9 protein-coding genes and 1 tRNA gene are annotated in these 11,645 nt (G+C 45.3%); 1 reads left to right on the top strand and 9 read right to left on the bottom strand.

Features of this window, described 5'->3' with window-relative positions; genetic code table 11:
• Positions 1-56: 56 nt before the first annotated feature.
• The 9 genes from Xbud_RS06930 to glyQ all read right to left on the bottom strand — a co-directional run bounded on the left by Xbud_RS06930 (position 57) and on the right by glyQ (position 10,717).
• A complete protein-coding gene (locus Xbud_RS06930; RefSeq protein WP_099135494.1) occupies positions 57-779 on the bottom strand; it encodes a HAMP domain-containing protein in 723 nt (240 codons plus the stop codon).
• Between the two features lie 330 nt (positions 780-1,109).
• Complete coding sequence (gene dppF, locus Xbud_RS06925) at positions 1,110-2,141, bottom strand: dipeptide ABC transporter ATP-binding subunit DppF (RefSeq protein ID WP_099135380.1); 1,032 nt, start codon at positions 2,139-2,141, stop codon at positions 1,110-1,112.
• Positions 2,138-3,118 carry a dipeptide ABC transporter ATP-binding protein gene (gene dppD, locus Xbud_RS06920; protein ID WP_099135379.1) on the bottom strand — a complete coding sequence of 327 codons (981 nt, stop codon included), beginning with the start codon at positions 3,116-3,118 and terminating at the stop codon, positions 2,138-2,140. The genes dppF and dppD overlap by 4 nt, the downstream gene beginning before the upstream one ends.
• 9 nt (positions 3,119-3,127) lie before the next feature.
• A complete protein-coding gene (gene dppC / locus Xbud_RS06915; protein WP_099135378.1) occupies positions 3,128-4,045 on the bottom strand; it encodes a dipeptide ABC transporter permease DppC in 918 nt (305 codons plus the stop codon).
• 10 nt (positions 4,046-4,055) lie between these two features.
• Complete coding sequence (gene dppB, locus Xbud_RS06910; RefSeq protein ID WP_099135377.1) at positions 4,056-5,075, bottom strand: dipeptide ABC transporter permease DppB; 1,020 nt, start codon at positions 5,073-5,075, stop codon at positions 4,056-4,058.
• 140 nt (positions 5,076-5,215) lie between these two features.
• On the bottom strand, positions 5,216-6,826 hold the full coding sequence (gene dppA, locus Xbud_RS06905; protein WP_099135376.1) for a dipeptide ABC transporter periplasmic-binding protein DppA: 1,611 nt from the start codon (positions 6,824-6,826) through the stop codon (positions 5,216-5,218).
• Positions 6,827-7,447: 621 nt separating this feature from the next.
• Positions 7,448-7,524: transfer RNA gene (locus tag Xbud_RS06895), tRNA-Pro, on the bottom strand.
• A 205-nt stretch (positions 7,525-7,729) separates the two neighbouring features.
• Positions 7,730-9,799 carry a glycine--tRNA ligase subunit beta gene (glyS, locus tag Xbud_RS06890; protein WP_099135375.1) on the bottom strand — a complete coding sequence of 690 codons (2,070 nt, stop codon included), beginning with the start codon at positions 9,797-9,799 and terminating at the stop codon, positions 7,730-7,732.
• Positions 9,800-9,808: 9 nt separating this feature from the next.
• The gene (glyQ, locus tag Xbud_RS06885; protein WP_099135493.1) at positions 9,809-10,717 is read right to left on the bottom strand and encodes a glycine--tRNA ligase subunit alpha; all 909 of its coding nucleotides are present in this window, start codon (positions 10,715-10,717) and stop codon (positions 9,809-9,811) included.
• Positions 10,718-10,909: 192 nt separating this feature from the next.
• Between glyQ and Xbud_RS06880 the strand changes: the two genes are divergently transcribed.
• Complete coding sequence (locus Xbud_RS06880; protein ID WP_099135374.1) at positions 10,910-11,503, top strand: DNA-3-methyladenine glycosylase I; 594 nt, start codon at positions 10,910-10,912, stop codon at positions 11,501-11,503.
• The last annotated feature ends 142 nt before the right edge of the window (positions 11,504-11,645 follow it).

Raw genomic sequence — 11,645 nt, 5'->3', positions numbered from 1 at the left:
CTGAACCAATAAAAGGCTTCTGGATATTATCACCGAAAATTAGACCTTTATTCACCTTATAAGGTTTCATTTTGATGGAGGTTTTTGCTTTGCTTATTAACTTGACGATTATAACCTTTCACCAACAACCCCAATTCATCATCTTGGTGACTTTTGGGACAAGGCATAGGGACAGGAGGATGCTCTTCATTCAGTTCTCGTGCGATGTCACGCAACGGATGTATGATGATACGATTTACACACCAACTTATCGACACGGTAAGAATAAGTGCGAGTAATAAATAAGTGGTCAACATTAATGCCAGTGTGTTCAAAGCAAATCGGTACACACGGTTGGAATCAACCTGCAAGATAAGATGCCCCTGCGATGCTATGTCTTTTGATGAAATACCATAAACATGTAATGGAATATTTAACTCAACCGGAATACCAAAAACCCGCTTTGCCAATTCAGGTATAGGCCGATGAGTCGCGAAGTCCAAATTCATAATCCGGGAATTATTCTGCGATATCAGTTCAGCTCGCCCTAAGATGCCCGACGTTTTTAACTCAATCAGTAGAGTTTTCGCTTTATTGAGATCAGATCTCAGCAAAGCATCTGTCAAAGGAGCCTGGATCTGAGCTGCCGCATTGTTGAGCTGGTTAATATAATCATCTTTTCGTTGCTGTAACAAATGCGATAATTGGATAGTAATGAAAATAGCAAGGGTGACCAAAGTGACTCCTGTCACTGCCGCCATTTGTTTAATGGTTAACGAACGTTTGACTCGCAATTTCATTTTATCCAAACCAATACTTGACCAAAGACTGGCTACCACACCGTAATAATGCGACTGAGTATACTTGATTTTTCTTGCTATCGTCTTGTTTTGATAAATACAAGTGAGATAAATGACGGCAATATAGTATTTGCTTTTTGTGACGTTTATCCCTTTCATCTTCAAGTTGCTGCTTTATTAACTATATTCATTCCCCGGTCACATGGGTTTTATGACTGTAACCTTATCATATAACCTCCAGCTTCCGGGGAGTGACTCATTTAACGTTGTACAGTCACTTGAAGTCCATTCGATATGAATCAGATAACGTTATACTACGATCTGACACAATTATGCAGGTGGATTTGCATTTTGCTCAACAGCAAAGCAGGCAACAAGTCGCTCGTTATATTGCTTTAGTTTAGGGTGGAATTGGGTGCATGGGCCAAATGCATGGCGGCAACGGGCTGCAAAAGCACAACCCGAAGGCGGATTCATCGGACTTGGCAATTCTCCTGTCAATTTGATACGTTCACTACGCAGTTCTGGATTCAACCGCGGTGTTGCAGACAATAACGCCTGCGTATAAGGGTGACTCGGGTTATTGAAAATCGTTTCCTTACTCCCCTTTTCAACACAGCGCCCCAAATACATAACCATAACTTCATCGGCAATGTGTTCAACCACTGAAAGGTCATGGGAAATAAAGACATATGACAGCCCTAATTCCTGCTGCAAATCCATCATCAGGTTCAAAACTTGCGCCCGTACGGAAACGTCCAGAGCAGAAACTGGCTCATCCGCAATTACCACGTCAGGATTTAACATCAACCCACGAGCAATCGCAATGCGCTGACGCTGACCGCCAGAAAACATGTGAGGATAACGCTGGTAATGTTCAGGCTTTAATCCCACCTTTTCCATCATATCCAGGACTTTTTCTTTGCGTTCATCCGGTGCCAATGATGTATTGATAAGTAAAGGCTCTTCCAGAATCTGACCCACTTTTTTACGCGGATTCAAAGAGGCGTAAGGATTCTGAAATACGATCTGGATTTTCTGTCGTCGGAGTTTTTCTGCTTCTTTATCTGGCAATAGTAAGTCTTGTCCCAAATAATAAAGCTCTCCTTCTGTCGGTTTTTCTATCATGGTCAGCAGGCGCCCCAAAGTGGATTTCCCACAACCTGATTCTCCTACAACCGCCAGTGTCTTACCTTTCTCCAGTTCAAATGAGACACCATCCAGTGCCTTCACTATCCTCTCTGGTGAAAATATGCCTGTTTTAACTGGATAATATTTTTTCAGTTCAATAGCCTTCAGCAAAGGAATCGTGTCTTTTTCCTGCCAGTTTTGTTGTTGAATAACTGTTTCTTGAGCACTCATACTGTCGGCCTCCCCTCATCATCCAGTGGCATATGGCATTTAACCTGACGTTCTCCAACAACTTTCAATTTCGGCTCCACTTGGCGGCAATGCTCATTGACATAAGGGCAGCGAGGATTGAGCAAACATCCTGTCGGACGATCATATTTCCCTGGAACAACGCCCGGCAACGAAGCCAGACGGGATTTATCTACCGCAAATTCCGGCAATGCCCGCAATAATGCCTGTGTATAAGGATGACGCGGTGCTCTGAATATTTCATTCGACTTGCCAATTTCCACTATCTGCCCGGCATACATCACAATAATATGCTGAGCAGCTTCCGCAACCAGAGCCAAATCATGGGTGATCAAGACCAGTGCCATGTTTTCTTGCTGCTGTAACTCCAGTAACAATTCGATGATTTGTGCCTGGATAGTCACATCCAATGCCGTTGTCGGTTCGTCGGCAATCAGCAGCTTCGGACGACAAGCAATCGCCATCGCGATCATGACACGTTGGCTCATTCCACCTGATAGTTGATGTGGATATACATCTAAGCGAGAGGCTGGATCAGGAATTCCTACCTGAGTCAGCAGATCAATTGCTCGTTGATAACGGGTTTTTCGGTTTCCTCCCTGATGGACTTTAAGCGCTTCCATGATCTGATAACCCACGGTGTAGCAAGGGTTAAGGCTGGTCATCGGATCTTGAAAAATCATCGAAATTTCTGCACCAACCAGCTGGCGGCGCTCTTTTTCGGAAATCTTTGTCAGATCACAGCCATCAAATTCCAGCTTCTCTGCCATGACCTTGCCCGGATAATCTATCAACCCCATAATCGCCAGCGAGCTGACAGATTTGCCCGAACCAGACTCTCCAACAATACCGACAACCTTCCCCTGCTCAACACTGTAGCTGATACGGTCAACGGCGCGGAATGGTGCACCTTGATCACCGAAGTGTACCGATAATTGGTCTATATTTAACAATGCCATGTCATACCCCTACTGCTTGAGCTTAGGATCGAGCGCGTCACGCAACCCATCCCCCATCAGGTTAAATGCCAGTACCGTCAAAAGGATAGCCAGCCCAGGGAAAGTTACGACCCACCATGCACTCTGAGCAAACTGCAAGACATCTGACAGCATAGTTCCCCATTCTGGTGTTGGTGGCTGTGCTCCCATTCCCAGAAAACCCAGGGCAGCCATGTCGAGAATAGCATTCGAAAACCCTAATGAAGCCTGCACAATCAAGGGAGCAAGACAGTTTGGCAAGATATTGATGAACATCTGACGCATCGCCCCCGCACCAGCAACCTGAGAAGCGGTCACATAGTCACGATTCACTTCAACTAATACTGCCGCTCTTGTCAGGCGAATGTAATGAGGCAGTGCAACAAATGTCAGAGCCAGTGACGCATTGACGATAGATGGGCCGAAGATAGCCACCAATACCAATGCTAATAACAGGCTTGGCAAGGCCAGCATGATATCGACTATTCGCATAATGGCAGTATCAACAATTCCACCAAAATAGCCCGACAGCAATCCCAGAATAATCCCCATCACCAGCGACATCACAACAACCAGACAGCCAACCAGCAAGGAGAGACGCGCGCCGTACATCAAGCGAGAAAGGATATCGCGCCCAACATCGTCAGTACCGAGAATAAATTGCCAGCTTCCCCCTTCCTGCCATACTGGCGGGTTCAACAGGGAATCACGGAACTGTTCTGCTGGGCCATGTGGTGCCAGTATCCCGGCGAACAACGCGATCAACAGCATCAAAACAATATAGGCAAGACCAATGACGGCACCTTTGTTACGTTTAAAGTAATGCCAGAACTCCTGCATTGGTGTCATCAGTTTCGGTGCACTTGATGTTATTTGCTCAGTTGCTTGTGGCTCCGTTATTTGAGTCATCATGTGCTCCTTATCTCTTATGCCGAATACGTGGATTGACAATGCCATACAGTAGATCAACCACAAAATTGACCAGAATGATCATTGTCGCCACCAGCAATACGCCACCTTGCACCACAGGATAATCACGGCGCTGGAGAGCGTCGATCAGCCAACGCCCCAGCCCCGGCCATGAAAAAATGGTTTCCGTCAGAATAGCCCCCGCCAACATAATACCCACTTGCAGGCCAATCACCGTGACTACAGGCAGCAACGCATTGCGCAACGCATGGATAATAATGACACGCATCCGGCTCAGACCTTTTGCCCGTGCAGTACGGATATAGTCTTCACCCAATACTTCCAGCATGGAAGAACGAGTCATACGTACAATCACGGCTAACGGGATCGTACCTAATACAACAGCAGGCAGGATCATGTGCATCACAGCATCAATGAAGTCACCATCTTCCCCCCAAATCAGGGTATCGATCAGCATAAAGCCGGTCAGAGGATAGCTATCATCGAGAAACACACTGTCGCTTATTCGGCCGGAAACCGGAGTCAGGTTCCAGTGAACAGAAACCAGCATGATGAGCATGATGCCCCACCAGAAAATAGGCATTGAATAGCCCGTCAGTGACAGGCCTACGGCGGTATGATCAAAGACAGAACCACGCTTAACCGCTGCCAACACACCGACAGGAATACCGACAGAGATGGCAAATAACATGGCACAGATGCCTAATTCTAATGTTGCTTTAAATCGGGGGACAAATTCATCCCACACCGGGATACGGCTTTTCAGGGAGATCCCTAAATCACCATGCAGTATGCCACTGACATAATGAAGATATTGCTGCCAAAGAGGTTTATCTAACCCCATTGCTGCCATCAGTTCAGCATGGCGCTCGGCAGAGACACCCCTTTCTCCCGCCATAATCAGTACCGGATCACCGGGGATCATATGCACAAAAGCGAAAGTCAGCAGGGTAATACCAATAAACGTCGGGATCACCAGCCCCAGACGCCGGAGGATAAATTGCAGCATATCCTGAATTCTCTTTTTAGTTATCAGTTACAGCTCTCAGACTGTTTGTGTAATACACAGACCTGCTTGCCCACCAGAGAAGCGCAACCCTCCCCCGGAATGTTCGGGAGAGGGTCAATCACAACAAATCAAGAACAGGATTATTCGAGATCTACATTGTAAAAGAGGTGCCTGCCGAGCGGATCGACCTCATAACCCTTCACTTCTTTACGAACAGGTTCGTAAACCGTAGAGTGGGCGATAATCAATGCAGGGACTTGCTCATGCATTACTACTTGAGCCTGCTTATAAAGCTCTGTGCGTTTGGCAATATCAGCCGTTGTACGTGCTGGCTGAATAATGTCCTCAAACTGTTGGTCACACCATTTTGAATAATTGGAACCTCGTTCTTTGGCTGCGCAACTAAACAGGGTTCCAAAGAAGTTATCAGGATCTCCATTATCCCCCGTCCATCCCATCATGACGTTTTGAGGTTCACCATCTTTGGCACGTTTCAGATATTCGCCCCATTCATAACTGACTATCTTGGCTTTTACACCAATTTTGGCCCAGTCAGCCTGAATCATTTCCGCCATACGGCGGGCATTCGGGTTATAAGGACGCTGTACTGGCATTGCCCAAAGATCGGTTTCAAAGCCATTCGGGAAGCCAGCATCTTTCAGCAGTTCTTTAGCCTTCACCGGATCATAGGCGTAATCTTTGATATCTTTGTTATAGCCCCACATCGTAGGAGGGATCAGGTTTTTCGCTTTCTGACCGGCTCCTTGATACACAGCCGCAATGATGGCATCTTTGTTCACCGCCATCGTCAACGCCTGACGAACTTTGAGGTTGTCCATTGGCTTTTTGGAGACGTTATAAGAGAGATAACCAACATTCAGCCCTGCCTGTTCTTTCAGAACAATATCTTTGTTCTGCTTCATGCTCGCAATATCAGCAGGGTTCGGATATGGCATGACCTGGCATTCATTTTTCTGTAATTTTGCATAACGTACAGAGGCATCAGGCGTAATGGAGAAGACCAGACGATCAATTTTCGTCGGCCCTTGCCAATAATCTTTGAACGCTTTATACAGAATGCGGGAATCTTTCTGGTATTGCACTAACTGGAACGGCCCTGTACCAACCGGATTCAGATCCACTTTTTCCGGCGTACCGACCTTCATCATGGCATCAGCATATTCTTTGGAGAGAATCGAAGCAAAATCCATGGCTATATTAGCCAGGAAAGGGGCTTCAGGACGGGACAGCACAAAGCGGACAGTATAGTCATCCACTTTCTCTATTTTGCTGATGATATTCCCCATATCCATGCCGATAAAGTATTCGTAGCTGCCACCGGATACTTTATGGTACGGGTGATTTTTATCCTTTTGCCGCATAAAGGTAAAGATAACGTCATCGGCATTGAAATCACGCGTGGGTTTGAAATCTTTACTGCTCTGCCATTTTACGCCTTTGCGCAAATAGAATGTGTAGATTTTGCCATCGTCACTGATTTCCCACCGTTCAGACAGACTAGGAATAATCTCTGTTGTACCTGATTTGAAGTCCACCAGACGGTTATAAATTTGTCTGGCAGTTGCATCAAAAGTTGTACCAGAAGTGAATAACTGCGGGTTAAAGCCTTCAGGTGAACCTTCAGAGCAATAAACCAGTGTTTTTGCCTGCACACTGGCTGCTACAGCCAATGAAACAAGACCAATACCCAATTTCAATAAACCGGGTTTTTTCTTTTTGGAGATAGTCATTACTTAAACTCCGTTTGTGATGTTTATTGTGCCTTAGCCAAGTCCAGAGTTTCCTGCCTGAATATCACTGCCCCGGCTTGTGTTATTGTCGTAGCTTATCAATTAATCAATTGTTATTCCTGACGTCAATATAATCACTATGACTCATGAAACAATAGAAAAACATAAAAGAAAAAAAACATTAACAACTCTGGTTAAAAAACATGACATCAGGCGCAGATATAGATAAAAAAACTGGGAATATCACTTATTAAAAGAATTAATTTCTATAAATTATAATTTTAAATTTGTGACCGATACTTAAATAATGAACAGAAAAAATTATAAGAAGGGTGACGTGGTACAAGGTGCCGAATCGAATCAAGAAAAATAAATGTTTTAAATTCATTCAATTCAGGTGAAATTAATAACATCATCAATTAAATTGGCTATTAGAATGCTTATTGTACAATCTCAAATGGAAGGATTAACGTTGGTTTCTGCTGATAGTGTTTTTTCAGAATATGGCATTCGATTAATCAACGCCCGGCTATGAGCTAAAAAAAAAGAGTAAGAGTGCGGTTTATTTTTCATTTGTCACATATGAAAAAACCCCGCTCAAAGAGCAGGGTTTTAGAATGCTGGTCGGCGAGAGAGGATTCGAACCTCCGACCCACTGGTCCCAAACCAGTTGCGCTACCAAGCTGCGCTACTCGCCGAAAACGAAGCGCATCTTACTGCCGGTATCACGGATCGTCAATATTTTTTTAAAGGTAAGTAGTTATTTGATGATAATCCATCCAAAGTTTACACATTGTAATATTTTCAGACAGCAAAAAGCCCCGCTATGATCCGCGAGGCTCTGTCTTAAAGGTAATTAGCTTTAAAGGCAATTTACACTAACTCAATAAAACTCATCAGCAATTACTGGAGCAGCGAAATATCCGCTACCCGCAGGAACAACTCGCGCAGTTCACTCAATAGCGTCAGGCGATTTACCCTTACTTGCAGATCTTCATCCATGACCATTACATTGTCGAAGAATGCATCCACAGCTTCACGCAAAGAAGCCAGTTCAACCAGCGCATCCTGATAGTTGCCTTCTGCAAACAGAGGTGCCAGCTTCTCTTTCAATACAACAAGGTGAGTCGCCAGTTGGATCTCTTCCGCTGCTTTCAACACTGAAGCCTGCACAGTGTCATTCAGCTTCTCTTCTGATTTTGCCAGAATGTTAGAAACACGCTTATTCGCTGCCGCCAGAGAAACTGCTTCATCTAATGTACGGAAATGCGTTACCGCTTTCACACGGGCATCAAAGTCTGCCGGTTGAGTCGGGCGACGTGCTAGTACGGACTGGATAGTATCAACGCTGTAGCCCTGTTCCTGATACCAGGTGCGGAAGCGGCCGAGCATAAACTCAACCACATCAGCTACAACGTTTTCATTGGTCAGCTTATCGCCGTACAGACAAACGGCTTCTTCAGCCAGAGTCTGGAGGTTGAGAGGCAGTTTTTTCTCAACAATAATACGCAACACACCTAGCGCGGCACGACGCAATGCAAACGGGTCTTTATCCCCTTTAGGATGTTGACCGATGCCGAAAATCCCTACCAGCGTATCCATCTTATCGGCGATCGCTATGGCACAGGAAACTCCGGTAGATGGCAGATCATCGCCGGAAAAACGCGGCTGATACTGTTCATTCAGCGCCAGTGCCACATCTTCAGCTTCTCCGTCATGACGGGCATAGTGCATTCCCATCACACCCTGCGTATCGGTGAACTCAAAAACCATGTTGGTCATTAAGTCACATTTGGACAGCAAACCTGCGCGGGTCGCATGAGTAACATCCGCCCCGATCTTTTCAGCAATCCAGCCAGCCAGAGCCTGAATACGGTCTGTTTTATCGCGCAGTGTACCCAGTTGTTTCTGGAACAGAACGGTCTCCAGACGTGGCAGGTTATCTTCCAGACGCTGCTTACGGTCAGTATTGAAGAAGAATTCAGCATCTGCCAGACGTGGACGCACTACTTTTTCGTTGCCAGTGATAATCTGCTGAGGATCAGAAGATTCAATATTGGTAACAAAAATAAAGTTCGCCATTAATTTGCCGGATTTATCGTAAACCGGAAAATATTTTTGGTCGCCTTTCATGGTATAAACCAGCGCTTCAGCAGGTACTTCAAGGAATTTTTCTTCGAATTTTGCTGTCAGAACGACAGGCCATTCCACCAATGAAGTGACTTCCTCCAGCAAGCTGTCAGTCAGATCTGCCACTCCACCAAGCTGTGTAGCGGCTTGTTCTGCATCGCGCTTGATCAGGGCCTTACGTGCTTCATAATCCACAATGACCCGACCACGCTCCTGCAAAATAGCCGGATACTGCTCTGCGTTATTGATGGTAAACTCCGCCTCACCCATAAAACGATGACCACGGATGATACGATCAGATTTGATACCCAGAATTTCGCCTTCAATCACTTCACTACCCAGAAGCATTGTGATGGTATGCACAGGACGGACGAATTGGGTTTCTTTATTACTCCAGCGCATTAGTTTAGGGATCGGTAATTTGCTCAATGCACTGCTTACCATATCCGCCAGCAATTCTTTCGCTTCATGGCCTTTAACTTGAGCACGATAAAGTAACCATTCACCTTTATCGGTTACCATACGCTCAGCCTGATCAACGGTGATACCACAACTGCGCGCCCAGCCTTCCGCTGCTTTGGTTGGTTTTCCTTCCGTATCAAACGCCTGAGCAATAGCAGGGCCACGTTTTTCTACTTCACGATCAGCCTGTGCCGCCGCCAGATTTGCTACTTTCAACGCCAGACGACGAGGAGCAGCAAACCAGCTAACTTCACCATGACCCAGATTGGCGTTTTTCAGTTCTACTTCAAAATTGGCCGCAAAGGATTCAGCCAGTGAACGCAGTGCCTTTGGTGGCAACTCTTCTGTGCCGATTTCCACAAGGAAAGTCTGTTGAGTCATGATGGCCTCTTATTTTTTGTTACACATAGGGAAGCCAAGCGCCTCACGGGAGGCATAATAAGCTTCAGCAACTGCTTTGGTCAGGGTACGGATGCGCAAGATATAGCGCTGACGCTCAGTCACGGAAATCGCTTTACGGGCATCCAGCAAGTTGAAGGTATGACCGGCTTTTAAAATGCGCTCATAAGCAGGAAGTGGCAGTGGAGTCTCCAACGCCAGTAATTCCTGTGCTTCTTTTTCATATTGCTCAAAGCAGGTAAACAGGAAATCGACATCGGCGTGTTCAAAGTTGTAAGTAGATTGCTCAACCTCGTTCTGGTGGTAAATATCGCCATACGTGGTTTTACCCAACGGGCCATCACTCCACACCAGATCGTACACACTGTCTACGCCCTGAATGTACATTGCCAGACGTTCTAAACCATAAGTAATCTCGCCAGTTACTGGTTTACATTCAAGACCACCGACCTGTTGGAAGTAAGTGAACTGAGTCACTTCCATGCCGTTCAGCCAAACTTCCCACCCCAGTCCCCAAGCACCTAATGTCGGGTTTTCCCAGTTATCTTCAACAAAGCGGATATCATGAACGGTAGGATCAAGCCCCAACTCTTTCAGGGAACCAAGGTAAAGTTCCTGAATGTTATCTGGAGATGGCTTGATGATAACCTGAAACTGATAGTAGTGCTGGAGTCGGTTTGGGTTTTCGCCATAGCGTCCATCAGTTGGACGACGGGAAGGTTGCACATAAGCAGCTGCAATAGGCTCCGGCCCCAAGGCACGCAAGCAGGTTATAGGGTGAGAAGTTCCTGCGCCGACTTCCATATCCAATGGTTGGACAATAGTACAGCCTTGACGCGCCCAGTAATTCTGTAATGTCAGGATTATCCCCTGAAAGGTTTTGATATCAAACTTTTGCATGTTGAATTCGCACGCGATATATGAATTTAAACGAAAGTGTTCAGTATACCCTCTGACTGTAAGATATACAGCATTGATCATGCCCAATTTTGTCACAGTATAAAAAAATCTTATCTCTGCCACTTTACTTGTATATTTATACAGCTAAGATTGGTGTGATTATTCACCATTATCTGTGGAGACGTGCGATTCATGAATAAGGAAATAACTCGCTGTGGTTGGGTTACATCTGATCCTGATTATCTGGTTTATCACGACAATGAATGGGGTAAACCGCTAAAAGACAGCCTACAGCTTTTCGAACTGATTTGCCTTGAGGGACAACAGGCTGGTTTATCGTGGCTCACCATTTTGAAAAAGCGGGAAGGTTATCGAAAATGTTTCCATCAATTTGATCCTGTCAAAATTGCCGAAATGGATGAAAATGATGTCGAGAAATTGATGCAAGATCCTGCCATCGTCCGCAACCGTGCTAAAATCAATGCCATAATTCATAATGCCCGTGCTTACCTGAAAATGACCGAACAGGAAGAAGATTTCTGTGAGTTTATCTGGCGATTTGTTGATAACGACCCGCAAATTAACCACTGGAAAACACTGGCAGAAGTGCCTGTCAAAACCGCCCATTCTGATGCTCTCTCAAAGGCACTGAAAAAACGTGGATTTAAATTTATCGGCAGTACTACTTGTTATGCCTTTATGCAGGCTGCGGGTTTAGTCAATGATCACATCGCAGACTGCCTATGGCGAAAAATTGAAAGCCGAAAAACTGAAATCAGTGCATAAAAATAGGTGGCAATTTGTTGTTAAAATATAAGACCATAAAAATATTAAATATCCAGTTTCAAAATCCAACAACAAGTCACATTACAATATATAGCAATACAGAATAGAAACTTTACCCCATTGCACCACAATAAAGTGCGGG

It is taken from the genome of Xenorhabdus budapestensis (assembly GCF_002632465.1).
GTDB classification, from domain to species: Bacteria; Pseudomonadota; Gammaproteobacteria; order Enterobacterales; family Enterobacteriaceae; genus Xenorhabdus; species Xenorhabdus budapestensis.
Note: the sequence above shows the minus strand (reverse complement) of the source record. Positions and strands in the feature narration are given on the sequence as shown.

Coding starts and splice junctions, on each gene's coding strand:
- Xbud_RS06930 (WP_099135494.1), bottom strand. CDS start 779: ATGAAATTGCGAGTCAAACGTTCGTTAACCATTAAACAAATGGCGGCA.
- dppF (WP_099135380.1), bottom strand. CDS start 2,141: ATGAGTGCTCAAGAAACAGTTATTCAACAACAAAACTGGCAGGAAAAA.
- dppD (WP_099135379.1), bottom strand. CDS start 3,118: ATGGCATTGTTAAATATAGACCAATTATCGGTACACTTCGGTGATCAA.
- dppC (WP_099135378.1), bottom strand. CDS start 4,045: ATGACTCAAATAACGGAGCCACAAGCAACTGAGCAAATAACATCAAGT.
- dppB (WP_099135377.1), bottom strand. CDS start 5,075: ATGCTGCAATTTATCCTCCGGCGTCTGGGGCTGGTGATCCCGACGTTT.
- dppA (WP_099135376.1), bottom strand. CDS start 6,826: ATGACTATCTCCAAAAAGAAAAAACCCGGTTTATTGAAATTGGGTATT.
- glyS (WP_099135375.1), bottom strand. CDS start 9,799: ATGACTCAACAGACTTTCCTTGTGGAAATCGGCACAGAAGAGTTGCCA.
- glyQ (WP_099135493.1), bottom strand. CDS start 10,717: ATGCAAAAGTTTGATATCAAAACCTTTCAGGGGATAATCCTGACATTA.
- Xbud_RS06880 (WP_099135374.1), top strand. CDS start 10,910: ATGAATAAGGAAATAACTCGCTGTGGTTGGGTTACATCTGATCCTGAT.